The sequence below is a fragment of the Psychrobacter sp. UBA3068 genome (assembly GCF_002366815.1).
GTDB classification, from domain to species: Bacteria; Pseudomonadota; Gammaproteobacteria; order Pseudomonadales; family Moraxellaceae; genus Psychrobacter; species Psychrobacter namhaensis.
The window spans coordinates 1-19,621 of record NZ_DFBY01000040.1 but is presented as its reverse complement, the minus strand read 5'-3'; the positions used below and the strand labels follow the sequence as shown (position 1 = coordinate 19,621).

12 protein-coding genes are annotated in these 19,621 nt (G+C 43.9%); 4 read left to right on the top strand and 8 right to left on the bottom strand.

The features are described 5' to 3' along the window. The 3 genes from B2P60_RS09305 to B2P60_RS09295 form a co-directional block, all read left to right on the top strand. On the top strand, positions 1-597 hold a 597-nt coding region (locus B2P60_RS09305; protein ID WP_286740948.1), incomplete at its 5' end, for an erythromycin esterase family protein. Positions 598-789: 192 nt separating this feature from the next. Continuing rightward, a complete protein-coding gene (rsmA, locus tag B2P60_RS09300) occupies positions 790-1,653 on the top strand; it encodes a 16S rRNA (adenine(1518)-N(6)/adenine(1519)-N(6))-dimethyltransferase RsmA (RefSeq protein WP_286740946.1) in 864 nt (287 codons plus the stop codon). Positions 1,654-1,726: 73 nt separating this feature from the next. After that, on the top strand, positions 1,727-2,584 hold the full coding sequence (locus tag B2P60_RS09295; protein WP_286740945.1) for a symmetrical bis(5'-nucleosyl)-tetraphosphatase: 858 nt from the start codon (positions 1,727-1,729) through the stop codon (positions 2,582-2,584). 62 nt (positions 2,585-2,646) lie between these two features. Here B2P60_RS09295 and B2P60_RS09290 read toward each other — a convergent pair whose 3' ends face one another. The 8 genes from B2P60_RS09290 to B2P60_RS09255 all read right to left on the bottom strand — a co-directional run bounded on the left by B2P60_RS09290 (position 2,647) and on the right by B2P60_RS09255 (position 17,065). Next, a complete protein-coding gene (locus B2P60_RS09290) occupies positions 2,647-5,100 on the bottom strand; it encodes a site-specific recombinase (RefSeq protein ID WP_286740943.1) in 2,454 nt (817 codons plus the stop codon). 259 nt (positions 5,101-5,359) lie between these two features. Further along, positions 5,360-7,144: an acyl-CoA dehydrogenase C-terminal domain-containing protein gene (locus B2P60_RS09285; protein WP_193006894.1), complete on the bottom strand. Its 1,785-nt coding sequence runs from the start codon at positions 7,142-7,144 to the stop codon at positions 5,360-5,362. 329 nt (positions 7,145-7,473) lie between these two features. Then, positions 7,474-9,267 (bottom strand): acyl-CoA dehydrogenase C-terminal domain-containing protein, encoded by a 1,794-nt coding sequence (locus B2P60_RS09280; RefSeq protein WP_198333699.1) that lies wholly within the window; start codon positions 9,265-9,267, stop codon positions 7,474-7,476. Between the two features lie 393 nt (positions 9,268-9,660). Continuing rightward, positions 9,661-11,373 carry a putative bifunctional diguanylate cyclase/phosphodiesterase gene (locus tag B2P60_RS09275; protein ID WP_286740941.1) on the bottom strand — a complete coding sequence of 571 codons (1,713 nt, stop codon included), beginning with the start codon at positions 11,371-11,373 and terminating at the stop codon, positions 9,661-9,663. 62 nt (positions 11,374-11,435) lie between these two features. After that, on the bottom strand, positions 11,436-12,323 hold the full coding sequence (locus B2P60_RS09270) for a 16S rRNA (uracil(1498)-N(3))-methyltransferase (RefSeq protein WP_193006891.1): 888 nt from the start codon (positions 12,321-12,323) through the stop codon (positions 11,436-11,438). A gap of 200 nt (positions 12,324-12,523) precedes the next feature. Further along, a complete protein-coding gene (locus B2P60_RS09265; protein ID WP_193006890.1) occupies positions 12,524-13,372 on the bottom strand; it encodes a methylenetetrahydrofolate reductase in 849 nt (282 codons plus the stop codon). Positions 13,373-13,395: 23 nt separating this feature from the next. Continuing rightward, a complete protein-coding gene (gene ahcY, locus B2P60_RS09260; protein WP_193006889.1) occupies positions 13,396-14,820 on the bottom strand; it encodes an adenosylhomocysteinase in 1,425 nt (474 codons plus the stop codon). 337 nt (positions 14,821-15,157) lie between these two features. Beyond that, positions 15,158-17,065, bottom strand: a complete 1,908-nt coding sequence (locus tag B2P60_RS09255; RefSeq protein WP_193006888.1) for a TonB-dependent receptor domain-containing protein — start codon at positions 17,063-17,065, stop codon at positions 15,158-15,160. A gap of 411 nt (positions 17,066-17,476) precedes the next feature. Between B2P60_RS09255 and B2P60_RS09250 the strand changes: the two genes are divergently transcribed. Then, the gene (locus tag B2P60_RS09250) at positions 17,477-19,483 is read left to right on the top strand and encodes a mechanosensitive ion channel family protein (RefSeq protein WP_286740937.1); all 2,007 of its coding nucleotides are present in this window, start codon (positions 17,477-17,479) and stop codon (positions 19,481-19,483) included. Positions 19,484-19,621: the final 138 nt, after the last annotated feature.

Here is a 19,621-nt window from a genome sequence, read left to right as displayed (position 1 = left end):
CTACGGTTTCTTCAGCATAGCTCAAACTCATGGAATCAGCGCGATCAGCATATGATTAAAGTCTTACAGGCGGTGCTTGATTTTAAAGACCCCAAATCAAAGGCTGTTGTTTGGGCACATAACTCTCATATTGGTGATGCGCGCGCCACCCAAATGAGCGCCCGTGGTGAACTCAACATCGGCCAATTGGCACGGCAAAAATATGGTGAAAAAGTCTATAATATAGGTTTTGGCACCGATCATGGTACGGTTGCCGCGGCTTCTGACTGGGGAGGGCCAATGGAGATAAAACAAGTTCAGCCATCGCATATTGACAGTTATGAACGTATTTTTCACGATGTTCCTACGGATAACTTTCTTTTACCCTTACGTTACCCACTGAATGAACACATCCGTAAAAAATTACTCCCAGAGCGACTAGAGCGAGCGATCGGTGTCATTTATAGACCTGAAACTGAGCGGCAAAGTCATTATTTTTACGCCTCTTTGCCATCTCAGTTTGATGAATATATCTGGTTTGATAAAACCCGTGCAGTTGAAGCGTTGACAAAAGAGATGGAAGAAGGAGCATTCGATACATTCCCGTTTGGTGTATAAAAAACGTTATGGCAAGTCGTTTGAGAACAAAAATCCATGGTGTTGGTTGCGCTACATTGCGGATGGTTTATAGATAAAGTGTCTCGAAAAAACCTCCTAATTATGAGCTGTGTTATAATTCGTTCTTATAGAAAAAGTACGTTGTTGCCACAGCGCTTAGCCCATTTATCATTTATACATGAAGACTCTTTTATGTCCAAAACTACGTTTGATGCTCAAACCATCTCCAACAGCTTAAAAGCTGCCAAACACCAACCGCGTAAACGCTTTGGTCAAAACTTTTTGCATGACACCAGTGTCATTCGCCAAATCGTTGACAGTATTCGCCTAGAACGTGATGATAATTTAATCGAGATTGGGCCAGGTATGGGTGCGCTGACTGAGCCATTATTGGCAGAGGTGGAGGCGATGACGGTGGTCGAGCTGGATCGGGATTTGGCAGACAGCTTACGTATTCGTATTGGTGCCAACAGTCATCCAAATTTTACGATCATCAAAGACAATGCCATGCATGTGGATTATCGTGAGCTTTATAGTGAGGAGCGCGGTAAGCTGCGCGTGGTGGGCAACTTGCCTTACAATATTTCTACGCCGATACTGTTTCATTTGCTCAGCTATGCCGATGTGATTCAAGACATGCATTTTATGTTGCAAAAAGAGGTGGTTGAGCGTATCACCGCTGACGTCGGTAGCAAAACCTATGGTCGTTTATCGGTCATCATGCAATATCACTGTGATACTGACTATCTGCTAACGGTGCCACGTGGTGCATTTAATCCGCCGCCAAAAGTGACCAGTGCTGTTTTTCGATTGACACCGCACGTTGATAAGCCCGTCGTTGCAGAAGATGAAGAACATTTTGCTATCGTCGTACGCGAAACCTTTAATCATCGTCGCAAGACGCTACGTGCTATTTTTAAGAAGTCAACTTTGTTACCGACGCTTAGCGAGGAGGACTTCTCTATTTGCGGTATCGACCCACAAGCGCGCCCTGAGACGTTAAGCGTTACAGACTTTGTGAATTTAAGCAATCGTGCGCGGCATCTAGAAGTGTAGTGAGTATTAGCTTATTGCTGTTACTTTGATGTTGGTTTTCTTGTCATTTTTACATCTAAACCATTGAGGTATTATGAGTTTTCGCCATCAGTATGTCATCGGTGACTTGCAAGGCTGCTATGCGGCCTATCTTCAGTTGCTTGAAACCTTGAATTTTGATCCAAGCCAAGACAAGCTGTGGTTTGCCGGTGACTTGGTAGCTCGCGGTGAGGACTCACTGAATACGTTGCGTGATGTCAAAGCGTTATGTGAACAAGGAGCAGCAGCGACGGTACTTGGTAACCATGACCTCAATCTACTTGCTGTCTGGCGCGGTGCGACCAAAATCAAGAAAAAAGATAAAACGGCACCGATTTTTGCTGCTGAGGATTGCGATGAGTTGCTTGAATGGTTGCGCCAGCAGCCGTTACTGGCGTATCCTGACGAGGATACGGTGTTGGTGCATGCTGGTATCCCGCCGCACTGGAGCATTAAGGCCGCAGAGAGCTACGCGCAGGAGTTGGAGGCACAGCTACAAAGCAGCTTAACACAGCTCGATCGGTTATTGCCTAACCTATACAGCAAACAAGCTGATGATTGGCAACCAGATATTAACGGCTTTACCAAAATGCGAGCAATTGCCAATTACTTTACCCGTATGCGCTTGTGTAAGCAGGATGGGACTCTGGAATTTAGCTTTAATGCCAGCTTAACTGAACCGATGCCAAAGGACTTTTTACCTTGGTTTGAGTGGCAAGTACCTCGCACGCGTAAGATATTATTTGGTCACTGGGCCGCGTTGCAAGGCGAGGTCGATCTACCGCATGCACGCGCGCTTGATGGTGGCTGTGTTTGGGGCAACTATCTATTAGCTTATAGATTGAGTGACGGAAAAGTCATTAAATCAAGTGCGAACTGTCCGAGTCCATCATCAGAGACGAACGACGACTGACTTGTTGCTATTTTAGCGGTCATACAAGTTGTCAACCTATAGAAACCGCCTAAGCTATCCGTTTAACTGGGCAGCTTGGGTGGTTTTTTAGGTTTTGGTAGTGGGGTTTTGGCATCGCCCGTGGTTTTGTTGTCGTGCTCAGCACCACCTTGCTTATCACTAGTGTCGTTACTATTGTCGCTGTCAAAGGTATTTAGCGTTTTGGTTGCCTTGTCATACTGTATATCATCGGTATAAGGCACGCTGTTTAGTTCTTCATCTACCAGACCATCATCAAGATCCACGACTTTCTCCGGAGAGACATGAGGCTGTGTATGACTGCCTTTGGGTTGATTGTCATAGTATATGTCTGTGTTTGTTTGTGCACTTTGCGTACTGGTTTGCCGAGATTCAGGCAGGACTCTGACGTCAGACAAGCGCCGCACTACATAATTACTGGGTAAGGCTTTTCCATCTTTTTGCATTGAGGTATCGTCAAATATCATGTGTCCTTGACTATCGATACGTGCGTACTTCATGGGCTTATCACGGGGCCAGAAAAAGTCAGAAGGATGGCTAATAATATGACCAAAAATCAACTTTGTGAGGCGTCCCCACTCGAAGAAACGTACTTCTTTAGAACGCAGTGCCACAAACAATGCCAGTGAAAAACTGACTATTAGGTTGACGATACCAATAAGCGCCACACCCAGTATGGACACTAAAATAATATTCCAGCTTATTTGATCAGCCGATAAATTGAATAAGCCATGGGCTAAGTTCGCAGAGGCAAAGGCAATATGGCGAATATCAATTGGCAAGCCAAATATGTAGCCAAGGGTCGCCGTACTGCCAAGAAAGACCCCGAATAGAAAGTTACCCATAATGGCGCCTAAGTTGGCTTCTACAAAACCCCCTAAACGCTGAAGCCATGACTTGGGCAGTATCGCCTTTAGTAGTCTGTGGCGTTGGATACGTGCGCCCACATGGTTATAAACCGCGAGATTGTCATAGTAGCCTGCAATCAGACCGGATAGAAACAAATAAACACCAGCAATCGCAGCATGAGGGAGGGCTAGGGAGTGAAACGGATCAAGGTCATGGAGCAGATGCCCAGCTTTTTCTGAGTCAATCATTGGCGTGCCCGTATACTGTAGCCATGCAAAAGAAATCATAAGAGCAACGGGTATGGCGAGCATGACGTTACCCATGATCGCAATGAACTGAGTACGTAAAATATCAACGACCAACTCTGATAGTTTGGTCAACTGATGAGATTTTTTACCAGAGCCGTCAGAGATAGTGGAGGCGATCGCCGCTGCCGTCATGGCTGGCTGTTTGGTTGCCACTGTGCCACGAATGACATGAATAAATACGAAACCCAAACCATAAATCATACTGTTAATAAACGCGCGGCCCATCGGTGCGAGTGCCAACTGATATGCCAATATTTTGATGGTAGCCATAAAAGCGATAACGAAGCCACCAATAGACGCTTTTTTAAACATCTGTTTGTAGCCGGCTCTATCAGTACTGATATAGTGCTCACCAACGCGGCTGGCGTTTTCAGTCACTTTACGCGAGAGCAATTTGGTATTGTTATCGATCAGATAACCAATACTATAGCGGCGATTAGAAGTGGTGATTAGCGTTTGTATCAGTTCAATCACCGCACGATCACGCTTTTGATAGTCGTCTGTCACCAGTTGAGTTAAGATGCGTATGCGTTGCAAGCTTTGATCTAAACGCAGCATCATATTGGTCAAACGAATAGAGATACCCGTTTTATAGATGCGTTTGCGGACCGTGGCCACGATGTCTTCGCACTGCTCAATCATAACCAGTAATGGCGCTGGATCAACTGCATCTTCAGGCGTAATATCTGTTAAAGTATCGAGCTCATGCGCTTGCCTGTACTGGTTGACGAATAGCACGGCTTCTTGATTTTGAGCCACAAAAGACGCTGAGTAATTTAGAATTTGTGGATAAGACTCCATCAAGTCAGGATGCAAACCGATACCACTGACACGATAAGATAAAATGATAATAGCGTTTAAAATACTGTTTTTTGCCGTGGCAACTAAGTCTAAATGCTTTGCTTCTACTTTAATTAATGCAACCAGCTCATCCCATTTCTCTTTTTCGATATTGGCGAGCCAGCGCTCATCAGAACGCTTGCTAAATAAATATCCGACCAGCTCAACGACTGAGTCTTCTTGGGGGAGTAGTGGTAAAAATCGATGACCAACCAAACGGCGTAAACTGTTAAAAAACCCCTGATCTGACATGATGCCAGTATCGGTATATAGGGCGATCTGACGATACTGGATAATAAGTCTTAAAACAAAGCTAGAAAGTCCATCTCCATACTCTGGATGCTGATACAGGATATCAATAAGCGACTGAATCTTTTCATTCGCTAACGCAGGCTCCTTGTCGCTTACTCGCAGCTCATCTATCAAGCGTTTCAGTACCGCAGCGTCGGGCACATCGCTTAGCGCTGTAATCTGTTGTAAAATGAGTTTTAATTCTGACACGTCGCACCTTTTATTATCGTTGTTTCAATCGCTTTTATTATTTAATACTGTGCATCGTATAAGTGATAATAATAATGGCATTTGCTAAAAATTTGGTCACACCTGAGTTTAATTTGAGAGACACTTTATCTTGCGTTATTTTAATCATAACTGTGCATGGATAGTGAATTATTTTGTTAGCAGTTATTTTGACAAAAAAAAGGACAGTTATATTACTGTCCTTTTTATGAGAGAATTATCAGGCAATCACAATGACTACCTAGCTAGCAGGTACATCAAAGTAATCTAAATCAAAGTTCATCATTGGATCACTACCCGCTTTGACCATTTGTGCGTGAGCATCAATACGTGGCAAGATGCGGCCGACAAAATAATCCGCAAGCTTGGCTTTGTTGGTATAAAAGTCACCTTCTTTACCATTTGCCGCTTCCACCATCAATGCAAACATGTATGAATAGGCGAGGTAGCCAAAGGCATGCATATAATCAACTGCACAGCCGTTCACTTCATTCTTACGTTCACCAATATTGCTAAGAACCGTTGTGGTGAGCGCTTCAATGGTGTCTGCTGCATCTAGCGTGGCTTGTTTGATACCATGGTCTGCTTGCATGTTATTGACAAAATCACGAATCTCACCTAAGAAATGCGTGACATATTTACCATTGTTACGAGCCACTTTACGACCTAGTAGGTCAAGTGCCTGAATACCATTGGTGCCTTCATAAATCTGAGCGATACGGGTGTCACGGACGATTTGTTCCATACCCCATTCGCGTATATAACCGTGACCCCCAAAGACCTGCTGGCAATCAACGGTTGCTTCTAGCGCTTTATCAGTCAAGAACGCTTTAGCAACTGGCGTTAGTAGCGCCACACGAGCAGCTGCTGCTTTTGCTGACTCAGGATCGGTACTAAATTTTTCTTCATCAAGGTTTTTGGCAACGTACATCGCAAAGCAACGTGACGCTTCAGTATTGGCTTTGGCGTTTAATAGCATACGGCGCACATCAGCATGGTGGATGATGGCATCAGCAGGCTTTTCTGGGCTTTGTAGCTGCGTGTCGCTACGGCCTTGACCGCGGTCATTGGCATATAAAGCAGCGTTTTGATAAGCAAGCTCAGAACCTCCAAGGCCTTGTAGACCCATGGTAACACGCTCATAGTTCATCATAATAAACATTGAAGACAGACCGGTGTTTTCTGCACCGACCATCCAGCCTTTGGCATCATCAAAGTTCATGACGCAAGTAGCAGAGGCTTTGATGCCCATTTTGTGCTCAATAGAACCTACAGCCAACGTGTTGCGCTCGCCTAAGCTGCCATCTTCATTGACCAAGAATTTTGGTACCACGAACAGTGAGATACCTTTTGAGCCTTCTGGGGCATTGGGCGTTTTTGCCAACACTAAGTGAATGATGTTTTCAGTGAGGTCGTGCTCACCGCCAGTGATAAAGATTTTGGTGCCAGAAACATTGTAGCTGCCATCATCGTTAGGCACGGCTTTGGTCTTGATGATACCTAAATCAGTACCGGCATGTGGCTCTGTCAAACACATGGTACCAGACCATTCACCATTATACATTTTTTCTAGGTAAGTCTGCTTTTGCTCTTCAGAGGCCGCTGCATTTAGGCAAAGCGTTGCACCCACTGTCAGGTTCGGATAAAGGGCAAAAGATTGGTTGGCCGTAAACACCATCTCTTCAGTGAGCATCGTGACCATTTTGGGGAAGCCTTGACCACCGTACTCAGCGTTACCACTCAAACCTACCCAGCCTGACTCCGCATACTGCTTATAAGCCTCTTTAAAGCCAGTCGGGGTAGTGACGACACCATCACCCTCAAAGGTTGCGCCTTCTTCATCACCGCTGCGATTGATAGGTAGTAGAATGTTTTTTGACAGTTTTGCCATTTCTTCTAAAATCATATCGACTGTTTCCATGTCGACATGCGCTAAGTTTTCGTTATTTTGCCAAAACTGTGGCGCTTTAAACACATCATTTAAGATAAAGCGCATGTCATTTAGAGGGGCATTATAAACAGCCATAAACATTCCTTTGGTTCAAATAAATAAAATTGTAGTTGTTAAGAGTGTTAACGGTTCTTAAGGGATAACATTAGCGGTTCATAGTCAAAGTTTAACAAATAAGCTTGCGCGCAGGGATAATTCTTCGTGAATTGTGCGTGCACCAAAAGTTAGCAGCGACTATTGCAGTGCTTAAGCACAATGTAAACCACCGCCACGCACAAAGAGAGCCCATCAACGTCTATAAGCGTTTATAAACAATGCGACACACCTATGTCCATAAAAAATCGGCAACACACTGAAGTATGTTGCCGATAGCGAATACAGTATTTAATATTTTAGCCTGTTAATTAGAAGGCAAACTGATCAACGTCCATACTCATGTACGGCTCAACACCTGTGCTGATGCGCTGGACATGTGTGGTCGTGCGCGGTAACAACTTCGCAAAGTAGAATTGAGCGGTTTTAATCTTAGCATCATAAAATGCTTTTTCACCACTGCCGTCTTTAATAGCTGTTTGAGCAACCAGCGCCATACGAGCCCATAAGTAAGCAAGGGTCACATAACCACTGAAGTACATGTAATCAACAGCAGCACCGCCGACAGCGTCTGGGTTTTCAGTGGCTTGCATGCCAATGCGAGCCGTTAGGTCACCCCATTCTTTAAGATGCTTGGCAAGTGGGCGAATGAATTGACCCATCTCATCATTTTCTTTGTGCTCGTTGCAGAATTTTTGGATGATTTTGACAAAATTTGCAAGCAGCTTACCTTGTGAGCCCAACACTTTACGACCTAGCAGATCAAGTGCTTGGATTTCAGTGGTGCCTTCGTATAAGCAAGCAATACGCGTATCACGCACGTTTTGCTCCATACCCCATTCACTGATAAAGCCATGACCACCATAGACCTGTACGCCATGATTGGCAGCTTCAAGACCCGTTTCAGTTAGGAAGGCTTTAGCAATTGGTGTCAATAGTGACAGCATTTGGTCAGCAAATTTCAGATCATCGCCTTCGCCTTTTGCCACTGTATCGGCAAAATGTGCGAGGTAATAAACCAATGCGCGTCCACCTTCAGCAAAGGCTTTTTCGGTCAATAGCATGTTACGAACGGCTGGATGTACGATAATAGGGTCAGCCACTTTATCAGGCGCTTTAGCACCGGATAGTGAACGCATGGCTAAGCGGTCTTTGGCATAAGTCAATGAACCTTGGAACGCATACTCTGCAGCGGTTAGACCTTGGACAGCGGTACCGATACGGGCAACATTCATAAAGGTAAACATGCACTGTAGGCCACGGTTTTCAGGTCCGATTAAGTAACCTGTTGCGCCATCAAAGTTCATCACACAAGTCGCAGAAGCTTTGATACCCATTTTGTGTTCGATAGAACCACAAACGACGTTATTGTTTTCGCCTAAGCTGTTGTCTGCATTGACCATCACTTTAGGTACGATAAATAGTGAGATGCCTTTTGTGCCAGCAGGTGCGCCTGGTAGGCGAGCCAACACAATGTGAATGATATTGTCTGTTAAATCGTGCTCACCGGCAGAGATAAAGATTTTTTGCCCCGTGATGCTATAGCTACCATCTTCTTTAGGTTCAGCTTTGGTACGGATAATACCCAAGTCAGAGCCAGCATGTGCTTCAGTAAGACACATGGTGCCTGACCATTCGCCAGTCACCATTTTTTCTAGATACGTTTGTTTTTGCTCGTCAGTACCGTGATGTTCGATGGTTTGAATGGCGCCATGTGATAGGCCAGGGTACATAGAGAATGACCAGTTGGCAGTACCAACCATTTCATTGATAACAGTAGACAATGAAAATGGCATGTTTTGACCGCCAAACTCTTCTTCAGCCGACAGAGCAGGGAAACCAAGTTCGCAATATGCGTCATAAGCTTCCTTAAAGCCTTTTGGCGTAGTCACTTTGCCATTGTCAAACTGGCAGCCTTCGGCATCACCGCTTTGGTTCAATGGTGATAGCTCGTTTTCCGCAAAGCTGGCAGCCATCTCAAACAGACTGTCCATCAGCTCGCGATCCGCTTCTTGGAAGGCCGGTAAGGTTTTGTAGTGGCTTTCGCTGTCAAGTAGCTCATGCATCACGAATTGAATGTCACGTAAGGGTGCTTTGTATTGCATAACTTCCTGTCCTTTTTAGTATGTAACCGATGATAGTTCACAATAGGCACACGTCTGCACTATCACTTAGCGCATAGTCCTGCTCACACTGAACCAATGTATTTACATAAATACTAGGCAGTAACGCAGATTGGTGACGTTATCGATTACATAAAATATGTATTGAAAAGAATGGTGATTGTCAGAGTCGGCTTGAGACTTAACAAGATCTAACAAATTCACTGTAAAAGATAGGCTTTCGTAGGCGATTATACAAGTTTGGTGACAGCACTGATAAGTCATGAACCTATGTTGCATCCGTTATGCAATCAACGTTAGACGCTAAAGCTTATGACAAATAACCGTATGAAAACACTCGTGATACTGAGAAAATAAACGTCAACGAACTTGGGGTCATTTAGTAGCGTCCTGCTGAATCAACATCTCAGTGGCAACGTCAGCGGTTACTGGTTTGCCAAACCAATACCCTTGACCATACTGACAATCCATTGCCAATAGCACGTCACGCTGCTCCTCAGTCTCGATGCCTTCAGCGATCACTTGCATGTCGAGTGCAACGGCTAGGTCTAAAATGGCTTTTACAATGGCATGCTGGGTACGATCGGTTTCGATATTCGTGATAAAGCTTTTGTCGATTTTAATAAAATCAAACGGATATTCTTGCAGATAACTTAAGGAAGCATAGCCAGTACCAAAGTCATCTAACGCAAGAAAAACCCCTAGCTCTTTGAGCAAATCAAGCTGTTTTTTGACATTGGCATGGCGCTGAATTAAGGAGGATTCAGTCACCTCAATATGTAATTGATGCGCAGAAATATTATGCTGTATAAACAGCTTGCTCACCATCTCAAAAAAATCAGGGTGGCTAAACTCAGCGGCGTCAGCATTGATACAGATGTGCTGACAAAAGCCTTGCTGTTGCCAAGCAGACAGCTGTTTGGCGATTTGGATGGCCATTTGTGAGAAAAGCTCAAACGACAGCTTATGAGTGAGAATCGCATTGATAAAATGTACTGGTTTTAGGAGTCCTCGCGTTGGATGTTGCCAGCGGACTAGGGCTTCAAAGCCCGTAATAATTCCGGTCGCTAATTCAAATTTTGGTTGATAATAAGGAACAAACTGTCCTTCCGTTGTGGCAGCTCGAAGCTCAGATTCTAACTGTAAGCTGCCATCAGTGGCTTCATCAATAGCGGTATCATACCAGCAGATATCATCTCCACCTTGCTGTTTGACATAGTGTAGCGCCTTTTCGGCTTTGGTTAACAATCCTATTAACGTGTCATCATTTTCAGGAAAATAACTGACACCAACGGAGATACGACAATAAATATTAGCTTCTGTTGCCGCATTTTCCCCTAAGGTGAAAGGGCGTTCACACATTTGCATTAAACTGTCTAGCTGATGACGTATCATGTTGGCGTCATGGCACTCGAACAAGAAGGCAAAATCATCGCCACCAAAGTGAGAAAAACAGTGCAAATTATCTAGTTTGAGTGCTTTGACGCGTGTGACAAAGTCTTGTATTAAGAGGTTGATGCCATCAGGCCCTAGTAAGCTTGCAAGACTACGGTAGCGGTCAATATTGAAACGCACGATGACGACTTCTTGGTAGCTGTCCAATAGCAAGTCGCTGGTTTGACTCAAAAACACTTTACGATTGGGTAATCCAGTCAGTTGGTCATAGTTGAGCAAATGCGCTACCTGTCTTTGGTCTTTGATGGCTGATGACACATCACGCACCATACCAACGTAATAAACAGTCTGTGCGATACAAATCTTGCGATACGTCATATGGCATTCTAGTATCTGTCCATAGCGATTTGGCATCGAAAAATGGTTTTCATAAAAGCCACTACTGTCTAAGTGGCTAATAATATCTGCTAAAATCGCTTTTTCTTCCTCAGATAAAAATTCTGCTGCATATATACCAAGGGGCCGCCCAAGCATAAACGCCTCACGGTAGCCAATCATGATCTCGTAACTGGCATTGACCCATAAATAGCGTAAGTTAGCATCTAAGATAAATATGGCGTCATCAAGTTGCTCGCATAATTTGGCCAGCAACTGCTGTTTGTCTGCGACTGGAATAGGAGCAAAAGTAGTCATAATTGGGCTCATAACGTCAACATTAAATAATAAATAGGGTTACGCACACAGGGTCAGAATTATTAGTGGTTCAAAGCGTGCATCGTCGCCAGTGCTACCACCGGCGCAGTCTCGGTACGTAAGATCCTTGTGCCAATTTGCCATGGCTCAAAACTAACCCTTGCTGCTTGCTTGCATTCATCTTGACTAAGTCCGCCCTCAGGGCCAATTAACAGCTCGATATAAGGTGTTTTTTGCTTTAGGACGGCGGGTAGCGAGGCTGGCATGGCAGATTGTCCCACTGCTGGCACGCTTAGCTGCATACGCAAGTCAGATGATTGCTGCAATATTTGATAATAAGGGTCTTGGCTCAGTGTAGAGACAATAGAGCTGACATCAAGAGGCTTCACAATCATTTGCGCCTCTACAGTACTTGTATCTAGGCTTTGTAGCCACTCATGAATAGAGATAGGGGCAATAATAAGCGGCGGCCGATTGAGGCCGCATTGTTCACACGCCGCAATAGCGACTTGTTGCCAGTGAGCCAGCTTTTTTTCTACTTGTACTGGCTTTAGATTGACCTCGCCATGATGACTGCTGAGTAGTTGAATGGCAGTGACACCAAGCTCAGTCGATTTTTGAATCGCATAGTCCATTCGTTCACCGCGACTCATCACTAGGCCAATTTTAGTACGCACAGAGGCGCTACGGTCATCCTCCAAATGAGCCAGTAAGGTCACAGAGGCATGTTTTTTACTGATGGTTTGTAGCTGTACCTGATACTCCCCGCCAAAGCCATCAAATAAAACACCTTGGTCGCCCGTATTTGCCCGTAAGACGCGGCACCAATGATGGACAATACTCTCTGTCAGCTCGATGCTAGCACCAATAGGTAAAGTGTTCAGCTGAGGGTAGCTGGGTTCTTTTTCATCATTGATGTCATTACTGGTGGCATAAAAAAAACGTCGCACAGTCGCTTAGTCCTATATTTTGAATAGTGTGTGTAAATATCTTAGCAGAATATCATTTACGTGGGTAAAGGGATTGTTGCTAGTAGAGGTTGCCGAATATTTTTTATCAGCATTTTTGCCCAAGCAATAAATAGTGGCAGCAATAAAAAAACTGGCGCTCCTAAGAACGCCAGTTATTCACTCTATGATTGAAACGTCGTTTACGCAGTCAATCCCAGCGCTTCCACTAAGCGCTTATTGGGCTCAACTTTATTCATGCTGTAAAAATGCATGGCTGGCACACCCTCGGCGATTAAACGCTCACACAAGCGGTAAACCACATCGAAGCCAAACTCACGAATGGCTTTACTGTCATCACCAAAGTCAGCCAGCCGTTTACGTACATAGCGAGGAATATCAGCGCCACAGCTATCAGCAAAACGCACTAGGTTGCTAGAATTGGTGATTGGCATAATGCCAGCGACCAAAGGCTGGGCTGTGGTATCGATACCACGTTTTTCTAACGTGTCACGCAAGTACAGATAGCTGTCGGCGTTATAGAAAAACTGCGTAATAGAAGCATTCGCACCCGCCTGATATTTATTGACTAAATTGTCTACATCAAACTCAAAACTACGCGCTTGTGGATGCATCTCAGGATAAGCGGCAACTTCGATATGAAAATGATCGCCTGAGTGTTCGCGAATAAACTTAACTAAGTCTAAAGCAAATGGCAGCTCACCCATACCAACTTGACCGGATGGCAAGTCACCACGCAGGGCTACCAAACGCTTAATGCCCAACCCTTTATAAAGCTCAAGTAGCTCAGCGATTTCACTTTTATCATCACCGATGCAAGACATATGCGGCGCAATGTCAGTGTCACCGCGCGCGCATAAGGCTTGAACAATATTTAACGTGCGGCTACGGGTAGAGCCGCCCGCACCGTAGGTAACGGAAAAGTAGGTTGGCGATAGCTTATTTAGCTCATCAAAAGTACTCAGTAGCTTTTCGTGACCTTGCTCTGTTTTTGCAGGGAAAAACTCAAACGAGAAAGCAGGCTTACTCATAGTTGCGCTCCTCAGTACGTTGACTAGTATTTATAAGCGTCAGGTTTGAATGGACCCTCGACAGGCACACCTAAGTACTCAGCTTGTTTTTGGGTCAGCTTAGTCAGTGTACCATTAAAGCCTGCCACCATAGCGGCAGCCACTTCTTCGTCAAGCTTCTTCGGCAATACTTTGACGTACAAGTTATCAAAGCGCTCATCAACTGGCAGGTCAGCGAATTTTTCTTCGAACAAGTACATTTGTGCCAATACTTGGTTGGCAAATGAGCCGTCCATCACGCGTGATGGGTGACCAGTCGCATTACCTAAGTTCACCAAACGACCTTCGGCAAGCAAGATCAAATAGTCGTTTTCGTCGTCAGAGCGGAAGATTTGATGAACTTGTGGCTTAATCTCAACCCAGCGCCAGTTGTCACGCATGAATTGGGTATCGATTTCGGTATCAAAGTGACCGATGTTACAAACCACTGCGCCAGGCTTCAACGCCGCTAGCATATGTCTATCGCAAACATGATAGTTACCCGTCGTGGTGACGATCATGTCAGTGTTTTCGAGCAGCTGGGTATTGATATTGTCTGCGCCGCCCGTGTTGTCGCCATTTAGGTAAGGAGACACGACTTCAAAACCATCCATACAAGCCTGCATCGCACAGATAGGATCGACTTCTGAAACCCGTACAATCATGCCTTCTTGACGTAAGCTTTGCGTAGAGCCTTTGCCCACATCCCCATAACCGATAACCAAAGCACGGCGACCACCAAGGAACATATCAGTCGCACGTTTGATGGCGTCGTTTAAGCTGTGACGGCAGCCATATTTATTGTCGTTTTTAGATTTGGTGACCGCATCATTGACGTTGATGGCTGGTACTTTTAGCGTGCCTTTATTGAGCATTTCAACTAAGCGATGGACACCAGTGGTGGTTTCTTCTGAGATACCATGGATGCTATCAAGCATTTCTGCATAATCACTATGAATCAACGCGGTTAAATCACCGCCGTCATCCAAAATTAAGTTGGCATCCCAAAGCTGACCAGATGCTTCGCCGCCAACGTGTACTTGCTGGCGTAGGCACCATTCATACTCTTCTTCCGTCTCGCCTTTCCAAGCATAAACAGAGATACCAGCAGCAGCAATGGCCGCCGCAGCGTGATCTTGGGTTGAGAAAATGTTACATGAAGTCCAGCGTACTTCTGCACCTAGCGCGACCAATGTCTCGATAAGTACGGCAGTCTGAATGGTCATGTGGATACAGCCAGCGATTTTCGCGCCTTTAAGCGGCTGGTCTGCTTCGTAGCGACGACGCAAACCCATTAGGGCAGGCATTTCGGCTTCAGCAAGGGTGATTTCACGGCGGCCGTAATCAGCTAGGCTGATGTCAGCGACTTTGTAGTCAGTGAAAGAGGGATCGATCGTATGGGCAGATGGTGTAGTAGACACTGCGTCCATAATATGCTCCTATCAGTTAATAGATAAAAAGAATAAAAACGCAGGTGCCGTTATTTGCGCTGTTCATAACCAAAAATGGCAATGAACAGTTAACCGAGCCTAACATAACAAATGGTTTGCAAAGCAATTTAGCTCAAATGCAGTTATCAATAATTATGGCGCAACACCTCTCGGAGGTCGTTATTGTAATAGATGAATCAGTGATTGTCACCTATTGGATAACATAAATATTAGGCAGTAAAGGTATGAGTAACTTTGTCTTTTTGCTAGGCACAAAAAAAGGCCATCGTTGGATGACCTTGATTGTTGATATACATTTTGTGCAATTTGATTGAGTTTAGAACCAGTTATAAGTTAATGAGGTAAAGAAGTTAGTGCCGTCGGTGTTATAACCAGGTAAGGTAATATACTTCTTATTAGTAACATTATTAAGACGCGCGGTCATAGTTAGGTTATTGGTTAACTGATAGTTGCCACTAATATTCAACAAGCCATAGCTGTCAACGAGTTGTACATCAGTATTATCAGTGCCACTATAGTAATCATCTACATACTGATATTCAGCACGAATATCTAAGCTTGGTAAACGATATCCCATGTAGACTAGGCCTTTATGCTCAGGACGAATAGCAAGAAAGTTACCATCATTGGCTTTACCGCTATCATCTTTAGCTTGCTGATAGTCATAACTACCTCCAAGCAGATAATTATTGATAACCCAATCTGAAGTTAATGAAACCCCTTTAGTTTTTGTTTGTTCAATGTTTTCATAACTACCACCAATATATTTTCCATTACTATCGTATAGCGCATTAAAGTTAATTAAATCATCAACTTTGTTATGATAACCTGTCAAGCGTGTGGATTGTAGCAATGTCTCATATTCGATGAAAGCTTCATAGTTATCACTAGTTTCAGCATTTAGTCTAGGATTTCCGGAGCCTGGATAATATAATTCGTTAAAATCAGGAGCGCGGAAGCCTTTAGCGTAGTTAGCACCAATACGTAAGCTCGGGTTGAAATGATAAGCGCCACCTAAATTATAAGTGGTTTGGTCGCCATGCTGCGAGTTATCATCGAAGCGTATATTGGCTTGAGCATCAAACTGATTATTAGCTAGCAGATAGCCTAAAAACGCACTTTTTACATCACGGTCTTCAATATTATATCCAGAAGCTGTAGTGTCTAAACTTTGGTCTAGGTATTCTAAACCATAAATAGCTTGTCCAACGGGTAGTCTATGCTTACCAATTAAGTTAATTTGATCTTGTTTGGTATCGAATATATCGCCAAACTTGTTATCCAGTTTATCAATAGAATGACCGTATTGTAATTTCACTGATGAGCCAGGCAAGTAACGCCAATCAACAAAGGCTTGAGCAGCTCCATTTTCTTGGTCAGAATAATCGTCTCGTGTCGCTCCATTATCAAATTCAATAGTTGATTTGCTGTATAAAGCACTAACACCTGTTGACCATTGCTCATTGATACGTTGGTTTAAAGCAAGACTGACATTATCGCTTTCATAGCCATCATTGTCTTGATTAAAACCATAAGCACTTGGAAGTTTTGCGTTAAAGCCATTAGTTTCATTATGGCTAGCTGACAGACTTAATGTAGTACCTTCGTTATTAGCAAACTGTGCTGCTGCACCATAAGTATATTGATCGTTAGAACCTACACCAGCTGTAATCGAGAATTGGCTTTTTTCAACGTTGCTGCCTTTAGTAAATATTTGAACAACGCCACCCATTGCGTCTGCGCCATAGATGCTAGAGCCTGAAGCACCGTATAATATTTCGATACGCTCAATTTGATCAGCAGGTAATAAGCTTAGCGTAGCCCCACCAGCGCTTAGCGAGCTATAGCGTATACCGTCAATAAGCACTAATATTTGCTTACCTTCATAGCCTCGCATGTATATTTTTGATACTGAACCCATACCGCCGTTAGAGTAATGGCTAATACCTGGTTGGCGTTTTAGTACTTCTAATACTGTTTGACCTTGATAACGTTTGAGCTCTTTACTATTTACAACACGTGTCTGAGCAATCACATTACTGACTTTAGTAGGTGTGCGAGTGGCTGTCACGACAATTTCATCAAGCTCAACCTGTGGTAACTCCTTAGCGTTGACAACCTCTATATCAGTAGTGGCAGCTGTAGCACTAACGGCACAGACCCCAAGCGCGCTTAGAATACACAACCGAAGATAAGTGGCCGAAGACGAACGTGATAAAACCATGTTTAATTCCAAATTAATCAAATAAAGACATTACAGAAGCGAAAGTTGAGCAGCTAAAAATTACAAAATGTAATAAGCAAATGATACGTCGCCATTATCTATAAAAGTGCTTCATTTATAAACCACTTTAACCTAATGTTTCTTCACGCTAAGCTGAGGGGTCTTCATGATGCATGGCTTTTGAGTATTTGAAGGCAAGTATTATCCAGTATAAGCGTTGTATATTGGCAATAGGGTGAGGTGGCCATGACAAATGAGGATATAAAGTAGCCCACACATGACTATGTGGACGATGATATAAACGGTTATAAAAACCCATAATCAAAAGTACTGCTGTTAGAAATAATTGCTATTATAGTCACAGTTTTTATCTATTTGGGTTGTAGTACTTATCAAATTAAGAGGTTTGTTTTGTCTATTGAGCGTAATCTGATTCTGAACACTGAGTTGTCTCCTCCATATCCAAGCATCAAAACGCCCTTAATGGTAATGGTGTTTTTGCTCGCGATGTTAGCAAGTCTGCTATTACCTAATCCGGCCTCTGCTGCTGAACCTGGCGCACTTGGGATCGGGGGTAGCAGCAGTGAAGAGTCGGTAAGTACACCCTTACCAGATTCGTTTGGGCGAGACACACCGCGGCACACGGTACAGGGGTTTATCAGTGCACTGGGCGAAAATGACTATTTGTTGGCGAGTAATTATCTAAACTTATCAAAGTCTGATAATCCGACCACCATTGTAAGGCAGTTTAAGCAAGCGCTGGATGCCGGTGGCCGCTTTCAGCAGGATTTGCAGATTAACAACACGCCTGACGGCAATCTAACCGACCAATTACCACCCAGTCAAGAGAATGTTGGGGTCATTAATGTCGGGGAAAAAAGCGTGCCACTGCTACTTGAAAGAGTGGTGTCTGACCAAGGTGAGCAGTACTGGCAGTTTTCGACTGATACGCTCAGCTCAATACCAGAAGTGATAGAAAATACGGAACCAACCTTGGTGTCTCGTTACACCTTTGAGTCACTAGAAGGGAAAAAGCTCTTTGGCTATCAAATGGCTGACTTAGTGGCGGCACTAACCATGATCGTCAGTAGCTTTGTGTTCACGTATATTATGGTGTGGCTACTGTACCATCTATTGCGAATTGCCTATCCACGCGTACGCGGTGTGCCCTTACCATTACCAGACAAGGTCATACTGCCATTGGCTGTGGTTATTATGGCCCTGATACTGTCTGAGGTGATGGTTTATGCTGGCGTGTCAGTGACGCTGCGTGAGCCCATCAACCGCTTTACTGAGATTGCGTCTTGGCTTGCCTTAACTTGGCTGCTTCTTCGGGTCATCGACGCCATATTTACGCGAGCGGTCAATTTAAGCTACAAGAAAAACTATACAGAGCGAGTCTCAATTTTGGGGCTGCTACGCAAGGTCGTCAAAGCCTTACTGTTAATATTTGCTGTCATTGTGATCTTTGGTAATTTAGGTTTTGACTTGACGACGGGTATTGCAGCCTTGGGTGTGGGTGGTTTGGCGTTAGCACTTGGGGCACAAAAGACCATTGAAAACCTTGTTGGTAGTGTCGTTGTAGTGGCAGACTCACCAGTACGGATAGGGGATTATTGTAAGTTTGGTACTTATGAAGGGACGGTTATTGATATTGGTATTCGCTCATCGCGTGTGCGCACATTGTCACGTACTATTGTCACTGTACCAAATGGTGATTTTTCATCGATGCAGATTGAGAATTTTACTTCTCGTGACATGTTCCGCTTTTTTCATCAGTTGTATCTTAAGCGTACCGCGGATATTGACGTGGTCTTCAAGATGGTAAAAGACTTAGATGAGTTTATCAATGAGCACTATTTAACCAACCAAGAATGGAATCAAGTCAATATCTTAGAGCTGCGACAAGACTGCTATGTCATTCAATTGCAGGCTTACATTAATGCTAATGGTATTACTGAGTTTTATGACAAACAAAACGTTTTATTTGTCGATATATTAAATCAAGTGGCTAAATATAAGGTCGAGCACGCGCTACCAACGCAGCAGCTTATTGTTAATCAAGCGGAGCTTGAGCATCATAGGGAAAGTGGCGTTGAAGATGACGTTGCTGAATCAATAGAAGAGACGACAGACGGGCAGCCATCTGATGATACGGGTGCCTTTGCCAGCAATAACAGTGATGACCATAATGGTAATGACCATGATGCGGTCGATTTAAACAAAGATCGCGACGGCACTAAAGACGATGAAAAATCTAATCGGAAAGGGACTGGGTCAGCCAAAAGTAAAAAAAGCAGCTCATTCAGAGCGTTCAGAAATAGACATCGCCTGTTACAGAAAAGCAAATTTAAGCACGTAAGAGAAAAGTTTGGTTTCTCTATCAAAACCGCGAAAGAGGACGACACCCGACATTAGGGTGGCGCTGAATTTCGCCTAGCGCTTATTATATATTCATACAAATTATGTACTGAAGTAAGCTATACTAAATTTTAGAAATTATTTTAAAAAACACAGTGAATCGGCACTATGAAAATCAACAAAGCGTATAAATGT